The following is an 18493-nucleotide window of genomic DNA, read 5'->3' as shown; positions in this document are numbered from 1 at the left end:
TGCAACGTCTCCGCTGAAGCTGGGCGGTAGGGTGCGCTGTGCGCACCGTTCTCGGTCTGTTTGGGGAGCTATCCGGTGCGCGTGGCGCACCCTATGGACGCAACTGGAACCAGGTGGTTTTCAGTTGGCTGTATTTGTCGAAGGCGTGCAGCGACAGGTCGCGGCCAAAGCCCGACTGCTTGGTGCCGCCGAACGGCACGCAGGGGTCGAGGGCGTCCACGGTGTTCACCGACACGGTGCCGACGTTGAGGCTGCGTGCGACTCGGTGGGCACGGTTGAGGTCGTCGCTCCAGACCGAGGCGGCCAGGCCGTAGGGGCTGGCGTTGGCCAGGCGCAGCGCTTCTTCCTCGCTGTCGAAGACACTGACGGCCAGCACCGGGCCGAACACTTCCTCGTTGGCCAGGCGCATGTCCGGGGTGACGCCGGTGAAGATGGTCGGTTCGATGAAATTGTCCGAGCCGTTGACGCTCAGTTGCCGGCCACCGCAGGCACAACGGGCGCCCTGGGCTTCGGCCTCGCGGATAAAGGCCATGATGCGTTCGGTCTGTCGCGCCTCGACGATAGCGCCGGCGTGGCTGGTCGGGTCGAGTGGGTCGCCCGGCAGCCAGTCGCGGGCCTTGGCCACCAGGCGCTGGACGAACTCATCGTGGATCGAGCGCTCCAGCAGCAGCCGTGAGTTGGCCGAGCAGGTTTCGCCCTGGTTGAAGAAAATGCCGAAGGCGGCCTTTTCTACCGCCAGGTCGAGGTCCTGGCAATCGGCGAACACCAGGTTGGCGCTCTTGCCGCCGCACTCCAGCCAGACCTGCTTGAGGTTGGATTGCGCGGAATAGGCCATGAAGTACTTGCCCACCTCGGTGGAGCCGGTGAACGCCAGGCCATCCACGTCCGGGTGCAGGCCCAGTGCCTTGCCGGCCTGTTCGCCGAGGCCTGGCAGCACATTCAGCACGCCGGCGGGCAGGCCGGCTTCCAGCGCCAGTTCGGCCAGGCGCAGGGCGGAGAAGGGCGACTGCTCGGCGGGCTTGAGCAGTACCGAGTTGCCCACCGCCAGGGCCGGGGCGATTTTCCAGATGGCCATGTCCAACGGGTAGTTCCACGGCACCACCGCCGCGACCACGCCGAGCGGCTCGCGGGTGATGGTCGCCAGCACGTTCGGTGCGCTGGGGGCGACCTGGTCGTAGAGCTTGTCGATGCTCTCGGCGTACCAGCGCAGCACGCCGGCGGCGCCCGGTACGTCGATGTTCCAGGCATCCATCACCGGCTTGCCCATGCTTAGGGAGTCGAGCAGGGCCAGTTCGTCGCGGTGGGCGAGCAGCAGCTCGGCCAGGCGCAGCAGCACCTGCTGGCGCTCGCGGGGTGTGCGCTGTGCCCAGGTACCCGCCTCGAAGGCGCGCCGGGCCGATTGCACGGCCTGGTCGACATCGGCCTCGTCGCAGGCGGCGACCTGGGCCAGCACCTGCCCGGTGGCCGGGTTAGTCACGGCGAAGGTGGCGCCACGGATGGCCGCACGGTGTTCCCCGTCGATGATCGCCCGGTCGATAAGGCGCTGTTGCGCCGCGCGTTGCCGCCAATCGTTGAGTTCGTACACCCCTGTCCCCTTCTACCGTTCGCTGATCGTAGGAAGCCTGCCTCGCAACACCTGCCTTACGGCTGATATCGGGAGATGTGGCTCGAAGCGATGGTGGCGTAAGCCGGGGAATAGGAAAAATATTAAAAATGTCGCCGGGACATACGAAAAAGATGCTCACGCGCCGTGGCGTGGCGTGGGGAAGTGCGCCCACCGAGCCGGTGGGCGCACAGCGGGCATCAGAAGCCCAGGCTGAAGCTCACGCTGATGCCATGGTAGCGGCTGTCGCTGGACAGTTGTCCGTTGTAGCCGAGCCCCAGCTTGCCGTGCTCGCCGATGCCGACATCCAGCCCGGCCTCGACCACCGCCGCATTGCGGGCGATTGCCACGCCCTGGCTGCTGAACACCGCACCGCCCTCGATGAAGCGCAGGTCCGCATCCGGGCGGGTGTCGCCGAGTGCATGACGCCAGCCGAGGCTGCCGCGCGGGGTGAGGGTGGTGCCGTTGTCCAGGGTGAACGCCTTGCCGGCGCGCAGGCCCACGGTGGTGAAGGTGGTGTTCTGCTTGCTGCTGGTTTCCAGGCGTCCGTCGCCACCTTTCTCGCGGCCCTTGTCGCTGTCGTGGCGAACGTGGGCTACGCCGGCGAACGGTTCCAGTGCCACGCCTGCGGCTTCGACGGCATAGGCCACCTCACCGAACACCTGCGCCGTACCGGCCTTGTACTTGGCCTTCTGCTCGGCGTTGTAGCCGCCGGCGCTGACCTGGCGCTTGGTCTCGATGTCATGCCAGCTATAACCGGCACCCAGGCGGGCCGAGAAGGCGTCCTGCTGGTAGTTCAGGTAGCTGGCCAGGTGGTAGCTGTCGACCGAGGCATCGCCATGCCGCTGGGTTTTCAGGTCGGTGTTGCTGTAGCCCGCGGCGATACCGGCGCGCCATTGGTCGTTGAGGGCGTTGTCGTAGCCCAGCATGAAGCCGCTGAGGTCGCGGTCCACGCTGGCCGCGCCATGGCTGCCGTCATGATCGGCCCAGGCGCCTTGTACGCTCATCCAGCCCACACCCTGGCCCTGGCAGCCGGAACTGCTCTGCTGCTGGTTGCCGCTCGGCGCCAGCACACTGCGCGGGTCGTCGCCACAGTCGGCCTGGCGCATGCGGTCGGTCAGGCTGTTGCGCAGGTGGCGGGAGTCTTCCAGCAGGACGCTGGTGGTGCTGGCATGGATCTCGCCGGAGAGGCTGTCGAATGCGGCCACGGCGGACGCACGGTCGAGGCTGGTGATCTCGCTGCGCAGGCTGGTCGGTGCGCCGGACGACTCCAGGGCGGCGGCGGTGCGGCGCTGGTTGGCGGTTTCGGCGACATCGGCGAAGGCGACGGCGTTACGGCTGACCGACAGGGTCAGGTCGTTGGTGCCGTAGTCCAGTACGGTGTCGATGAATGCCAGGCCACTGTTGCCAAGGCTGTCGACGTTATCTTCGTCGAAGGTGCCGCTGATGCCTCCCGCCGCGGTGAGCAGGGTGTAGGTGGTGTCGCCGCTGTAGGGCGCGATGGCGAACACATTGAGTTTCCCGGCCAGGCTGGCGCTGCCGCCGACGTCCAGATGGCTGGTCGGCAGCGGCGTCAGGGCGATGCTCAGGGTGCCGTCGCTGGCGTTGGTGAAGTTGCCGGTGACGGTCAGGTTGCCGTTGGCGCCGGGTTGTACCGTGCCGTGGTTGGTCAGGCTGGCGACGCTGCCGGTGCCGGTCAGGCCGGCGCCACTGGCGACGATGACGTTCGCGTCGAGGGAGTCGCTGACGCTGGCAGCCAGGGCCATGGTGCGGGCGAATGTGGCAACCGAGGCGGTGGCCAGGGTCTGGCCCACCTGCAGTACGCCTTGCTCGACGGTGAAGTCACCGCTGAAACCGTGGCTGCCGGTCAGCAGCAGGGTGCCAGCGCCGCGTTTGAAGGCATCGCCGGCCCCGCTGAGGGTGCCGTCGAAGGTGCCGTCGACGGTTTGCAGGAACACCAGGTCGGCATTGTTGAGGATCGAGCCTTGCAGGCTGTCGGTGTTGCCCAGCAGTGTGCCGGCGCTGACCGTGGTGCCGCCGGTATAGGTGTTGGCGCCGTTCAGCACCAGTGTGCCGGTGTCGAGTTTCTCGATACCGCCCGTGCCGACCAGCGGGGCGTCGATATAGGCGGAAACACCGTTCTCTATGCGCAGGGCCGCGAGGCTGCCATCGCTGGCGTTGACCGCTTCCAGACTGTTGTTTTCGTCGCCGACGATCCGGTAGCCGCTGGTGAGGAACTGGATACCCGAGAACGCGCGCACACCATCGAGGGTGACGGTTCCCTGCTGGCCACTGAATACCGCGAACTGGTCACCCCAGTTGCTGGAGACACTGCCGCTGGAGTTGGTCCAGTTGGTGGTCGGTCCCCAGACGCCATCGCCGCCGCCGATGCTGCCATCGGGGTTGACCTGGGTGCCGTTCCAGAACTGGATGCCGGAGCCGACGACCAGGTTGATCTGGTTGGCGATGCTGGTCTGCAGTTCCAGTTGCGTGACGTCGATACCTGTCGGCAGGAGGCCGAGGTTCAGGCCGTTGTCGGTCAGGCTGCCGCCGTAGGTGAACAACTGGTAGACGCCGCTGGCGAAGCCGCCGGCATCGCTGATGTTCAGTGTGCCATCCAGCAGCAGGTTGCCGGCGATCTTGACGATGGCGATCGGTGCGTCCGGATTGCCCAGGTTGAAGTCGAGGTTGCTGCCGGAGGACAGGTTGAGGTTACCCACCGACAGCGGCGCAGTGGCGCTGCCCGCCACCAGCGTGGCGCCATCGGCGATATTCACTGTGCCCGAGAAGGTGCCGCCACCGCCGAGGCTGGCGCCGTTGGCGACCTGCACGCTGGTGCTGGCCAGTGTGCCGTTGTTGATCAGGCTGCCAGTGTTGACCAGGGTGCTGCCGGTGAAGCCGCTGTTACCCGTCAGTAACAGTTGGCCGCTGCCATTCTTGATCAGCGTGCCGGAGCCCGAGAGGGTGCCGGTGTAGCTACCGTTGGCGCTCTGGTCAAAGACCAGGGTGGCGTTGTTGACGATGGCGCCCTGCAGGCTGGTGGTGTTGCCGCTCACGCTGCCGGCGTTGAGGGTGGTACCGCCGATGTAGGTGTTGGTGCCGGTGAGGAGCAACGAGCCGGTGCCGTTCTTGACCAGGCTGCCGTTGCCGGTGATGGCGCCGTTCAGGGTGGTGTCCTGGACGCCGGCCAGGGTCAGTTGCGCATTCGTTCCCAGGTTGATGGCGTTGCCCAGCAGCAGCGTGCCGCTGCTGTCCAGCGTGCCGTTGCCGGTGACACTCAGGGCGCCAGTGCTAAGCGCGTTGTTGTTGCCCAGGGTCAGGGTGCCTGCGGTCAGCGTAGTACCGCCAGCGTAGGCGTTAACACCGTTGAGGGTCAGGTTGGCTGCGCCATTCTTGGTCAGGCCGCCTGCGCCACTGATCGTGCCGTTGAGGGTCAGGGCATTGCTGCCGCCCACCGCCATCGCGCCGTTGAGCACGACGTTGTTGGCCAGCGTCACCGAGGTGCTGCTGTCCAGGGTAGTGCCGGTGGCAGCGGTCAGGTTGCCGCTGCTCAGGGCCGCGTTGTTGCTGACCACCAGGGTGCCGCCGTTCAGCGCGGTACCGCCGGTGTAGCCGTTGGCGCCGGTGAGCACCAGGGTGCCGCCATCGGTCTTGGTCAGGGCACCCGCGCCATTGATCGCCACGCCGACGGTGGCGGTATTGCCGCTGTCGACACGGATGTTGGCGGTGCCCGTGGTCAGCAACTGGCCGCCCACGCCGCCGTTGAGGGTGTAGCCATCGGCGGCGAACTGCAGGCCGGTGATGTTCTGCGAGCCGTTGACGGTGATGGTGCCGCCAGTGCCCTGGAACACCGCGAAGGTGCTGTTCCAGTCCTGGTTGAGGCTGCCGTCGGCGCTGGTCCAGTTGGTGTTGGTGGCATCCCAGATGCCATAGCCGCCTTCGATGCTGCCGTTGCTGACAATCTGGCTGCCGTCCCAGAACAGGACGTTGTTCGGGCCACCCACCACCAGGTTGACCTGGTTGGCGACCGCAGTCTGCACGGTGACATCGCCGATCTGCACAGTGCCCGGCAGAGTGTTCACCACGAGGCCGTTGTCGGTCAGGGTGCCGGCGTAGTTCATCAGGCGATAGACACCGGCGCTGAAACCGCCAATGTTGGTTACGTTGAGCTGGCCGTCGAGGGTCACGTTGTTCGCGATATCGATCAGGGTCGGCTCGCCCGCCAGGGGCGCGCCCAGGGAAGCATTCAGGTTCGAGGTGTCGTTCAGCACCAGCGAGCCCACGCTCAGGGTGTCGCCGCTCCTCACGGTCAGGTTGCCGCCATCGGCGACAGTCACGGTGCCGCTCAGGCTACCGGTACCGGCCAGGTTGGTACCGTTGGCGACGGTCACGGTGCTGCTGGCCAGGCTGCCATTGACCACCAGGTTGCCGCCGCTGACGAGGGCGTCGCCGGTGTGGGTGTTGGTGCCCGTGAGAGTCAGGGTGCCCGTGCCGATCTTGTCCACCGTCCCGGTGCCGCTGAGGGTACCGGCGAAGGTGCCGCCATTGACGCTCAGGGTGTCGCCGGACTTGATGTTCACGTCACCACCGCCGATCAGTTGGCCGAGGGTGAGGCTGCCACCCAGGTCGAGGGTGGCGCCGGTGCTCAGGTTGAGCTGCGACGGGTTGCCGAGGGTGCCGGTGTTGCTGGTACGAAGGGTACCGGAGAGGATGTTGAGGATACCGGCGAAGGAGTTGACACCGCCAAGGGTCAGGTCGGCCGTGCCGCTCTTGTTCAGTGTGCCATTACCGCTGAGCACGCCGTTCAGGGTCAGGTCGTTGCTGCCTGCTACGGACAGCGTGCCACTGACATCGACGTCGTTGGCCAGGGTCAGCGCCGAGCTGGTGTCCAGCGTGGTGGCGCCGGTGATGCTGACGCCGCCGGTACCCAGCGCCAGCGCGTTGCCCAGGGTCAGGTCGCCGCTGTTGATGGTGGTGCCGCCGTTATAGGTGTTGGCGCCGTTCAGGGTCAGACGGGCAAGACCGTTCTTGGTCAGGCGCGCACCACCGCTGATCACGCCGTTGAGGGTCAGGTCGTTGCTGCCGGCCACGGTCAGGCCTGCGTTCATCTGAATCGCGTTGCCCAGGGCGAACACGCTGCTGGTGTCCAGCATCGAGGTGCCGCTGACGGTCAGTGCACCGCTGCCCAGCGCCGAGGCGTTGCCCAGGCTGAGGGTACCGGCCTGCAGGTCGACGCCGCCGGTGAAGCCGTTGACGCCATTCAGGGCCAGACGGCTGACGCCTTGCTTGACCAGGCGACCGGCGCCATTGACCAGGCCAGTGAGGGTCAGGTCGTTGCTGCCGAGGACGGTCAGGTTGCCGGCCACGTTGACGGTATTGCTCAGGCTCCGCGTATCGGTAGTGTCCAGGCTGGTGCCATTGGCAGCGTTCAGCGTGGCGCTGCCCAGGGCGCCGGTAGAAGCCAGAACCAGGGAGCCGGCGTTCAGCGCCAGTGGGCCGGTGAAGCTGTTGTTGCCGCCCAGGGTCAGGCGGCCCGCGCCGCCCTTGAGCAGGCTGCCGGTACCGCTGATGTTGCCGTCGAGGGTCATGTCGTTGCTGCCCGGCAGGGTCAACTGACCGGTGACAGCCATGTTGTTGGCCAGGGTCACGGCGGTGTTGCTGTCCAGCGTGGTGCCGGTGGAAGTGGTCAGGGTGCCGCTGCCCAGGGCGCTGTCGCTGCCGACCACCAGGGTACCGCCACTCAGGAGGGTGCCGCCGGTGTAGCCGTTGTTGCCGTTGAGCACCAGGGTGCCGGTGTCGACTTTCTGCAGGGTGCCGGAACCGTTCAGGTCGAGGTCCAGGGTCGCGGTGACATTCGGGTCCACACGCACGACGAAGTTGCCGTCGTTGCGGTTGGAGACGTCCAGCGAACCGTCGGTGCCGCTGACCAGCTGGTAGCCATCGGTCATGAACTGCATGCCGTTGACCGCCTGCTGACCATCGACGGTGACAGTGCCGGCGCTGCCCATGAACACGGCGAACTGGTTGTCCCAGCGGTCGTTGTTGTTGCCGTCCTGGGACGCCCAGTTGGTGTTGGTGTCACTCCACACGCCGGTACCGCCGCTGATCGCGCCGTCGGCGACGTTATCGGTGCCATCCCAGAACTGGATGACCAGGTTCTGCGAGTTGACGAGCAGGTTGACCTGGCCATAGACCGCCGTCTGCAGGGTCAGCTCGTTGGAGATCACGTTGCTCGGCAGCAGGCCGTAGTCGAGGATGTTGTTGACCAGGCTGCCGCTGTAGTCGAACAGGCGGTAGACGCCGTTGCCGAAGGCGCCGGCGTCGGTGATGTTGAGCACGCCGTCGAGGGTCAGGCTGCCGTTGACGTTGAACAACGCATTGTTGCCGGTCAGCGGCGAGCCGAGGGCGACGTCGATGTTGGCGTTCTGGTTGAGGATCGTGTTGCCCAGGGTCAGTTGCGTGCCGCTGGTGCCGGCGAGGTGGCCGCCATTGAGGATGGTGGTGGTGAGGTCGGTCGAACCGATACCGGTGAGGGTACCGCCGCTGTTGACCGTCACCGTCCTGACACCACCGTTGCCCAGGTTGGCGGTGCCATCGAGCCTCAATGTGCCGCCACTGACCACGAGGTTGGGGGTGTAGATCGAGCTGCCGCTGTAGGTCAGCACGCCCGTGCCGACCTTGTTCAACGTACCCTCGTTCCAGAGCGTGCCGTTGAACACGCTGTCGGTATTGCTACCGCCCACGGAGACAACGGTGCCATTGTTGATGTTGAGCAGGCCGGAACCGGTCACGCCGCCGAGACTGCTGTTACCGTTGATGTTCAGCGTGGTGCCGCTGCCCAGGTTGACGTTGGTCGGGTTGCCCAGCGCGTTGGCGCTGCCGGTGGTGATGATGCCGTTGGCGAGGCTGATGTTACCGGTGAAGGTATTGGTGCCTTGGACGTACCACTCCTCGATGCCGGTCTTGGTCAGATTGCCGCTGCCACTGAACAGGCCATACAGCTGCGACATCTGGTTGTTGACCACGATGGTGGTGTCACCATTCACGGTGAACGCGTTGGACATGATCCCCATGGCATTGAGATTCACGGTCGCGGTGCCGCTGGTGACCAGCGCTCCGGTACCCAAGGCATTGTTGTTGCCCAGTACCAGGGTGCCGCCACTCAACGCCACGCCACCGGTGAAGGTGTTGCCGCCGCCGCCGAGGGTCAGGGTGCCGGTACCGGACTTGACCAGTTGCCCCGCACCGCTGACGACGCCGGTGAGCGCCAGGTTGCTGGCCCCCGGCAGCGACAGGTTGGCATTCAGGGCAATGGCATTGGCCACTGTGACCGAAGGGCTACTGGCGATCAGGCTGGACGCACCGCCCACGGTCAGGTTGCCGATGCCCAGCGAAGCGTTGTTGCCCACCGACAGGGTGCCGGCATTGAGCGTGACGCCAGCGGCGAAATTGTTGCTGCCGTTCAGGGTCAGGGTACCCGCGCCGTTCTTGATCAGGCCGCCGCCTGCGCCGTTCAGTACGCCGTTCAGGGTCAGGTCGGAAGTGCCGCCGATGACCAGGTTACCGAGCACGCTGAAGTTGTTGGCCAGGGTCACTGCGGTGGAGCTGTCGATGCCAGCGTTGCCGGTGGTGATGTTGCCGGTACCGAAGGCGGTATTGCTGCCCAGGGTAGTGGTACCGCCGAGCAGGAAGGTGTTGCCGGTGTAGGTGTTGTTGCCGGTCAGGAGCAGGTTGCCGGTGCCGGTCTTGGCCAGGTTGCCGGTGCCGTCGATCACGCCGTTGAGCGCCAGGCTCTGGGCGCCGCTCAGGGTCAGGGTACCGAGCAGGTGCACGGCGTTGTTCAGGCTGGCGCTGACGGTGTTGTTGAAGATACCGCCCGCTGCGGTCAGGTCGCCGCTGCCCAGGCCGGTGGCCGAAGCCAGGATCAGGGTGCCGGCGTTCAGGCGCACGCCGCCGCTGAAGGTGTTGTTGCCGCCCAGGGTCAGCGAGGCCAGGCCGCTCTTGAGCAGGCTGCCGGTGCCGGTGATGTTGCCATTCACGGCAAGCCCGTAGGCGCCGGTGAAGGTCAAGGTGTTCGCACCCAGGGCGATGGCGTTGGCAATAGCCACGCCGGTGTTGTTCGCCGCGTCGAGGAAGGTCCCCGCCCCGGTGATGTTCAGCGCGCCACTGCCCAGCGCCGTGTTGTTGCCTAGCAGCAGGCTGCCATTGGCCAGGGTGGTGCCACCGCTGTAGCTGTTGGCGCCATTCAGGGTCAGGGTGCCCGCACCGCCTTTCAGCAGTCCGCCGGTACCGGCCACGCTGCCGTTCAGGGTGATGTCGTTGTTGTCACTGAGGGTCAGCAGCGCACCGAGGTTGATGGCGTTGGCCAGGCTGAAGGTGCCGGTGCCGGCCAGAGCGGAGGCGGTGCCGACATTCAGGGTGCCAGTGCCGATAGCGGCATCGCCGCCGACGGTCAGGGTGCCGCCGTTGAGGTTGGTCGGCCCGCTGTAGGTGTTGACGCCGAGCAGGGTCAGGTTGCCGGTGCCGTTCTTGGTCAGGCCACCCGCGCCGCCGACCAAGCCGAACAGGGTCAGGTCGGAATTGCCGATCAGGTTCAGGTTGCCGCCCAAGTTGAACGCGTTACCCAGCGAGGTGGTGCCCAGGGTGCCGAGGATCACGCCCTCGGCAGTGTTCAGAGTACCCATGCCCAGCGCGGAGTTGCTGCCGACCACCAGGGTACCGCCATTTAGGCTGGTGTCACCGGCGTTATCGTTGTTGCCGGTCAGGGTCAAGACGCTGGCGCCGTTCTTGACCAGGCCGCTCGTGCCGGAGACCACGCCGCTCAGGGTCAGGTTGTTGCTGCCGGCGATGTTCAGGACGCCGAGCAGGTTGATGGCGTTGCCGAGGCTGACGGCGGTGTTGCTATCCAAGGTGGCGCCGGCGCTCGCGTTGAGCGCTCCGCTGCCCAGGGCCGTGTTGCTGCCGACCACCAGGGTGCCACCGCCGAGGGTGGTACCGCCCTGGTAGCTGTTGTTGCCGTTGAGGACCAGGCGGCCATTGCCGGCCTTGGTCAGGCCGCCGGTGCCACTGACCACGCCATTCAGGGTCAGCTCGCTGGTACCCGGCAGCAGCAGCGCGCTGCCGAGGTTGAGGGTGTTGTTCAGCGCCAGCGGACCGCTGGCATCCAGGCTGGACGCACCGGTGACATTCAGCGCCCCGCTACCGAGTGCGGAAGCGTTGCCCAGCACCAGCGCGCCGCTGGCCAGGGTGGTACCGCCGGTGTAGGTGTTGACGCCATTCAGGGTGAGGCTGCCGATACCATTCTTGACCAGGCCACCCGCACCGCTGACGACGCCATTCAGGGTCAGGTCATTGCTGCCGCCGAAAGTCAGGGTCTGGCTCAGGTCGAAGGCATTGGCCAGGGCCAGCGCGGTGCTGGTGTCCAGGCTGGTGCCCGCGCCAGCGACATGCAGGGCGCCGGTACCGAGGGCGAGGTTGTTGCCCAGCAGCAGGCTGCCGGCATTCAGGGTGGTACCGCCGACATAGCCGTTGGCGCCGTTCAGGGTCAGCAGGTCCGGGCCATTCTTGACCAGGCTGCCGCCGTTGATCGTGCCATTCAGGGTCAGGGCATTGCTGCCGGCGAGGTTGAGCACGCCGAGGGTGGTGATGCCGTTGGCCAGAGTGATGGCGGTGTTGTTGTCCAGCGTGGTGGTGTTGGCGGCAGTCAGCGCGCCAGTGCCCAGCGCGGCGTCGTTACCCAGCACCAGCGTACCGCCGTTGAGCTGGGTGCCGCCGGTGTAGCTGTTGGCGCCATTGAGTACCAGGGTGCCAGTGTCGACCTTGTTCAGCAGCCCGCTGCCGGTCAGGCCGACGTTGACGGTTGCGGTTACGTTCGGGTCGACGCGGAAGATGGTGGTGCCGTTGTCATTGTTGAGCAGTTGCAGTTGGCCGGCGCCGTCGATGACGTAGCCGTCGGTGGCGAATTGCAGCCCGGTGATGGCCTGGGTGCCGCTGACCGTGACGGTGCCTGCCGTGCCCTGGAACACCGCGAACTTGCCGCTCCAGTCGCGGTTATCGATGCCGTTCACCGTGGTCCAGTTGCTGCCCAGTACATCCCAGGTGCCATTGCCACCCAGGATGGCGCCATCGTCATTGACGCTGCTGCCATCCCAGAACAGTACGGAGCCATTGGCGCCGCCGATCAGCAGGTTGACCTGGGTGTCGATGGCGGTTTGCAGTTGCAGGTCGGTCACGGTGACGCCGTCCGGCAGGGTGCCGAACACCAGACCGTTGTCGGTGAGTGCGCCGGTGTAGTCGATCAAACGATAGATACCGGCGCCGAAGCCGCCGATATCACTGACGTTCAGGGTGCCGTCGAGGGTCAGGTCGCCACCGACGTCGAGCAGTGCGTTGCCGCCACTGGATGGTGAGCCGAGGCCGACATCCAGGTTGGCCGCGTTGCTCAGGGTCAGCGAGCCAACGCTGAGCTTGCTGCCGCTGTTCAGCACCAGGTGGCCGCCGTCGACCACGCTGAGCGCGCCGCTCAGGCTACCGCCGCCGGTCAGGGTGCCGCCGTTGTTGACCGTCACCAGGCCGCTGGCCAGCGAGCCGCTGACCGTCAATACGCCTGCGTTGACCTGGGTGTTGCCGGTCAGGCTGCTGGTCCCGGCCAGCTCGATGTTGCCGGTGCCGACCTTGATCAGGACACCGGTACCCGCCAGGCCACCGCTGAAGAGACTGCTGGCATTGCCGGTGCCGACAGTGAGGTCGGTACCGCTGCCGAGGTTGACCGCCCCCGCGCCGCTCAGGCCGCCGATGGCGGCACTGGCCCCGAGGTTGAGGGCTGCGCCCGTGCCGACGTTGACGCCGGAGGTATTGCCCAGTGCGCCGGTTCCGACGGTGGTGACGCTGCCGGAAAGGATGTTCAGCGCACCGCTGAAGGTGTTGGCGCCAGCCAGGGTCAGGTCGGCCAGACCGATCTTGACCAGGCCGCCGGTGCCGCTGATCACGCCGCCGAGATTGAGGTTGTTGCTGCCGCCCAGGGTCAGGTCGGCATCCAGGGCGATGGCGTTGCCCAGGGCGAAGGCCGCGCTGTTGTCCAGGGTCGCGGCACCGGTCACGTTCAGTGCACCGTTGCTGATGGCGCCGGCATTGCCCAGGGTCAGCTTGCCAGCCGCGAGGGTGGTGCCGCCGGTGTAGACGTTGATGCCGTTCAGCGTCAGGTTGCCCGCACCGATCTTGACCAGGCCGGCGGTGCCGTCGATGACGCCGTTCAGGGTCAGGTCCGAGCCGCCTGCCAGCGCCAGGTTGGCATTCAGGGTGATGGCATTGCCCAGGGCGAACGGCGAGGTGTTGTTCAGGCTGGCCGCGCCGCCCACGGTCAGCTTGCCGTTGCCGATGGCTGCCGCATTGCCGAGGATCAGGGTGCCTGCGTTCAGGGTGGTGCCACCGCTGTAGAGATTGACGCCGGTGAGGGTCAGGTTGCCCAGGCCGTTCTTGACCAGGCTGCCGGTGCCTCCGAGTGCACCGCTCAGGGTCAGGTCGTTGCTGCCCGCCACGCTCAGCGCACTGCTCAGGTGGATCTGGTTGGCCAGGTTGACTGCGGTGCTGCTGTCCAGGCTGGCGTTGCCGGTGACATTCAGGGCACCGCTGCCGATGGACTGGCTGTTGCCGACTACTACCGTGCCGCCGACCAGGGTGGTGCCGCCGGTGTAGGTGTTGGCGCCGTTGAGGATCAGGCTGGCGTTGCCGTTCTTGGTCAGGCCGCCGGCTCCGGTGACCAGGCCGTTGAGGGTCAGGTTGGCCGTGCCGCCGATGAGGGTGTTGCCAGCCAGATTGACCTGGTTGGCGATGCTCACCGCCGTGTTGGCGTCCAGCGACGTGTTGGCCGCCGTGTTCAGCACGCCCTGGCCCAGCGCGGTGTTGCTGCCGAGGACGAGCAGGCCGGCGTTGAGGTTGGTGTTGCCCTGGTAGCTGTTGTTGCCATTGAGCACCAGGGTCGCGCCACCGGACTTGGTCACGCCACCGGTGCCGGTGATGTCGCCGGCCAGGGTCAGGTCGCGGCTGCCGAGCACGCCGAGGTTGCCGTTGAGGGTCAGCGCATTGCCGATGCTGGTGACTTTGTTGGCGTCCAGCGCGCCGCCATTGACGGTCACCGCGCCACTGCCGAGCGCAGTGTTGGAGCCGAGCATCAGGGTGCCGGCGTTCAGGGTGGTGCCACCGCTGAACGTGTTGGCGCCATTGAGCACCACGGTGCCAGTACCGCCCTTGGTCAGGCCGGCGGCGCCGTCGATGATGCCGTTGAAGGTCAGGTTGCCGCTGCCGTTGAGGGTCAGGCCGGCATTCAGGTGCACGGCGTTGACCAGCATCTGGTTGCCGATACTGGCAAGGCTGGCGGCGCTGGCGACGGTCAGGTCGCCGAAGCCCAGGGCGCCGCTCAGCAGGTTGCCGTTGGTGTCCAGCACGCTACTGCTGCCGAGGGTCAGGGTACCGGCGTTCAGGGTCGTGCCACCGGTAAAGGTATTGGCGCCGCTGAGCGTCAGGTTGCCGTTGCCGTTGCCGTTCTTGACCAGGCTGCCGCTGCCGTCGATGGCGCCTTGCAGGACTAGGTCGGTGCTGCCGGCGAGGGTCAGCGCGCCGTTCAGGCTGAGCGCATTGGCCAGGGTCAGCGCGCTGAGGGTGTCCAGGGTGGTGGCGTCTGCCGCGACCAGTGCGCCCTGCCCCAGTGCGCCAGCATTGCCGAGGACCAGCTTGCCGCTGTTGAGCAGCGTGCTGCCGGCGTAGTTGTTGGCGCCGGTGAGGATCAGGTCGGCGGCGCCGTTCTTGATCAGGCCGCCGGTACCGTTGAGCGTGCCACTGAGGGTCAGGGCATTGCTGCCGCCGAGGGTCAGGTTGGCGCCGAGGTTGACGGCGTTGGCCAGGTTGACCGCGGCAGTGCTGTCCAGGGTCGCGGCACCGGCCACGTTGAGCGCGCCGGTGCCCAGGGCCTGGTTGTTGCCCACCACCAGCCCGCCGGCGTTCAGGGTAGTCCCGCCCTGGTAGGTGTTCGCCTTGGTCAGGATCAGGGTCGCGGCACCGTTCTTGGTCAGGCCGCCTGCGCCTGCGACGATACCGTCCAGGACCAGGTTGGCACTGCCACCGATGCCGAGGTTGCCGGCGAGGTTGACGGCGTTGCTGATCGACACGGCAGTATTGGTGTCCAGGGTGGTGTTGGCTGCCGCGTTCAGGGCACCTGAGCCCAGGGCCGTATTGCTGCCCAACACGAGGATGCCGCCATTGAGGTTGGTAGCACCGCTGTAGTTGTTGGCACCGTTCAGGATCAGGCTGGCCCCGCCGGTCTTGGTCAGGCCACCGTCACCACTGACAGTGCCGTTCAGGGTCAGGTCGTTGCTGCCCAGCAGGTTGAGGTTGCCCCCGTTACCGAGGCTGAGGTTGTTGGCCAGGCTCAGCGCCGTGCTGGTGTCCAGCGAAGTGCCCGCCGCGGTGCTCAGGGTGCCGCTGCCGAGTGCGGTACCGGTGCCGAGTACCAGGCCACCCGCATTGAGGAGGGTGCCGCCAGCATAGGTGTTGGCACCGTTCAGGGTCAGGATGCCGGTGCCGTTCTTGGTCAGGCTGCTGGCACCGTCGATCACTCCGCCCAGAGTCAGGGCGTTGTTGCCGGCCAGGGTCAGTCCGGCGTTCAGGTGCACGGCGTTGTTCAGGGTCATTGCCGAAGTGGTGGCCAGGGTGGCGCCCCCGCCGACGGTCAGGTCGCCTGGACCGATCGCGCCGGCATTGCCCAGGGTCAGGGTACCGCCATTGAGGCTGGTGCCACCGCTGTAGGTGTTCACGCCGCTCAGGGTCAGGTTGGCCGCGCCGCCCTTGACCAGGCTGCCGGTGCCATCGATGACGCCTTGCAGCGTCATGTTGGACAACCCGCCAACCCTCATCGCGCCATTGAGGGTAATGGCGTTGGCGATGGCGACGGCGGAGAGCGCGTCGATCGTGCCGGTGTTGGCAATCAGGCTGCCCTGCCCCAGGGCGCCGGCGTTGCCGAGGTACAGGGTACCGGCGTTGAGGATGGTGTTGCCCTGGAAGGTGTTGGCAGCGGCCAGCTGGACGATGCTGCTGCCGTTCTTGATCAGGTTGCCGGTGCCACTGACGATGCCGCTCAGGCTCAGGTTGTTGGGGCCGTTGAGGGTCAGGGCGCCGTTGAGGTTGACCAGGTTGGTAAGCGTGACGCCCACACCCGTCGCGCCCAGGGTGGTACCGGCGGCGGTGGTCAGGGTTCCGCTACCCAGGGCGCCATTGTTGCCCACCAGCAAGGTGCCGCTGTTCAGGGCCACGCCGCCCTGGAAGGTGTTGTTGCCGCCAAGGGTCAGAGTGCCGGCGCCATTCTTGGTCAGCGCACCCGCGGCACCGCTGACGATCCCGCTGAGCGTGAGATCGCTGCTGCCGGCGACGGTAACGCTGCCGCCGAGGGTCACGGCATTGTTGAGGGTACGCACGCCAACGCTGTCCAGCGTGGTACCGGCGGCGGCAGTCAATACGCTGCTGACGCCACCGAGGGCGTTGTCGCTGCCGAGGATCAGTTTGCCAGCCTGCAGGCTGACGCCACCGAGAAAGGTGTTGCCACCGCTCAGGGTCAGGTCGGCAGCGCCTTGCTTGACCAGGCCGCCGGTGGTACCGCTGATGGCGCCGCTCAGGGTCGTGGCATTGTTGCCGGTCAGGGTCAGGGTGCGGGTGCCGAGAGCGATGTTGTTGTTCAGGGCGACGGCGGCGGTGGAGTCTAGGGTGGCGTTGGCGACGTTGGCGGTCAGGGTGCCCGTGCCCAGTGCGGTATTGCTGCCGACAGCCAGGGTGCCGCCCTGCAGGGTGACGCCCCCGCTGAAGGTGTTGGCGCCGCTCAAGGTCAGGGTGTTGCTGCCGGCCTTGACCAGGTTGCCGGTGCCACTGATCACGCCACCCAGGGTCAGGTTGTTGCTGCCGGTCAGGGTCAGCGCACCGCTGCTCAGGTTGACGCTGTTGTTGAGGATCTGCGCGCTGGCGGTGTCGAGTGCGGCGCCGCCGGACACACTTAGGGTACCGCTGCCGATCGCGCCGACGCTGCCGAGGATCAGCTTGCCGGCGGAAAGGTTGACGCCGCCGCTGAAGTTATTGGTGCCAGTGAGGGTGACGTCGCCGCTGCCGGTCTTGTGCAGAGCGCCGGCGCCGGTGATGTTACCGGACAGAGTCAGCGCATGGGTGTTGGCCAGGCTCAGTGCCGCGCTCAGGTTGATGGCATTGCTCAGGGTCATCGCAGCACTGGTTTGCAGGCTGGATGCGCCGGTCACCGAGAGGGTGCCGCTGCTCAGTGCTGCAGCACTGTCCAGGGTCAGGGTACCGCCCTCGAGGGTGGTGCCGCCGGTGAAGTTATTCGCGGCGTTGCTCAGGGTCAGGTTGCTGCTGCCGGTCTTGGTCAGCGCGCCGCTGCCGGTCAACAGGCCAGTGAGGTTGAGCGTACTGGTGGTGTCGGCGTCAACCGTCAGGCCACTGGCGCCGAGGGTAATGTTGTTGGCCAGCGACAACCCGGCAGCGCCGCCGGCGAGGATGCCGCCGTTGGCAGTAATGGCACCACTGCCGAAGGCAGCGCTGTCGTCGAAGGTCACCGTGCCGCCGTTCAACGCGACGCTGGTGGCTCCTGTCAGAAGGGCCCCCTGGACGGTCCAGTTGCCGCCGCTGACGTTCAGGTTGCTGAAGTTGACGAAGTTGGCACTCGATACGGTACCGTCGCCACCGCTGAGGGTATCCAGCAGGTTCAGCGTGTTGACACCTCCGGAGCCGCCATCCACCAGGCCGGCAGCGGCGAAGGCGATACTCAGGCCGGTGACCAGCAAGTTAGTGCCAACACCACCGCCCGCCTGCACCGAAGACCCGGTATAGGCGTTGAAGGTGTTGTTGCCACCGCCGGTGCCCATGGACAGGCTGCCGGTCAGCGTGCCGGCGTTGGTGAAGATGTTGCCAATGGTGTTGGCCTGGAAGGCGACCCGCCCGGTGATGGTCGCACCCGCGGCGTTGGTGAAGTCGACCCGGGAGCCGCCATAGACGGCAACGACCGGGGTATCCGGCGCAAGCAAGGTCAGGCCGAGCAGCGCCGTGGACCCGATGGTGCCGGTGTTGGTGATGGTGGTGCTGCCGGTGGCGCCATTGCGCACGGCCAGCGCCATACCGGTTAGTGCCTGCAGAGGCAGGCCCACGGCGAGCGTATCGCCCGTCCCCCTGAGAATCCCGCTGTTGGAGATATTGACGCTGCTGTTGTTGGCGTTGCCGATGGTGACGCCGGAGGTTGGCAGGCTAACCCGGCCGAGAAGCGATGGGTCGACCGTGCCGGCGTTGGTGAAGCTTACGGTGTTGCCCGTCAGGTTGACCGCCGTGGTCTGCCCCTGGCCCGGGCTGACCTGCGCGCCCGCCAGCACATTGACTGTGAGGTTGCTGGCTATCGCGGTGATACCGGAAGTGATCACGCCACTGCAGTTGGAGGTGCCGCCGTTCGCAAACGGATCACAGGTCGCCAGCGCCTCCTGCCCCCATAAAGTGGCAAGCATGCCAGCAGCCGCGAGACTGATCGCCAGTGGCAACGGAGCAAAACGAACGGCAAGATTTTTAGTGCGGCGTTTGGCTTGCATGGTTGTTCCTTCGATCGGGCTGCTACGGCGATAGGTCGTGTTTGCGAAGCGTTGGCCGGTGGTGGCGATTGCGCCTCGGCTACGGGGTGGATTACCGCCACAAATGCTTCTTCCAGCGTGCAGGGTATGCAAAGTGCCAGTACACATTCCATAGTCCATTTGGACTGGTCGACTGAACCGCCGAGATCGTCTGAAATAGGCACCTGCCGTTGACCTCGCCGGCGTATCCTCAAGGCCGCTCACCGGCGATATGCCGCGTCTGCTGCGG

2 protein-coding genes are annotated in these 18493 nt (G+C 66.4%); both read right to left on the bottom strand.

Features of this window, described 5'->3' with window-relative positions; genetic code table 11:
• Positions 1-91: 91 nt before the first annotated feature.
• Entirely contained in the window at positions 92-1585 is a 1494-nt protein-coding gene (locus HW090_RS09640) for an aldehyde dehydrogenase (RefSeq protein WP_179113326.1), read from the bottom strand.
• A gap of 218 nt (positions 1586-1803) precedes the next feature.
• Positions 1804-18225 carry an autotransporter-associated beta strand repeat-containing protein gene (locus HW090_RS09635; protein WP_256930640.1) on the bottom strand — a complete coding sequence of 5474 codons (16422 nt, stop codon included), beginning with the start codon at positions 18223-18225 and terminating at the stop codon, positions 1804-1806.
• Positions 18226-18493: the final 268 nt, after the last annotated feature.

It is taken from the genome of Pseudomonas sp. ABC1, assembly GCF_013395055.1.
Taxonomy (GTDB): Bacteria; Pseudomonadota; Gammaproteobacteria; order Pseudomonadales; family Pseudomonadaceae; genus Stutzerimonas.
The sequence above is the reverse complement of the archived record's forward strand: the minus strand, read 5'-3'. Positions and strand labels throughout refer to the sequence as shown.

Coding starts and splice junctions, on each gene's coding strand:
- HW090_RS09635 (WP_256930640.1), bottom strand. CDS start 18,225: ATGCAAGCCAAACGCCGCACTAAAAATCTTGCCGTTCGTTTTGCTCCG.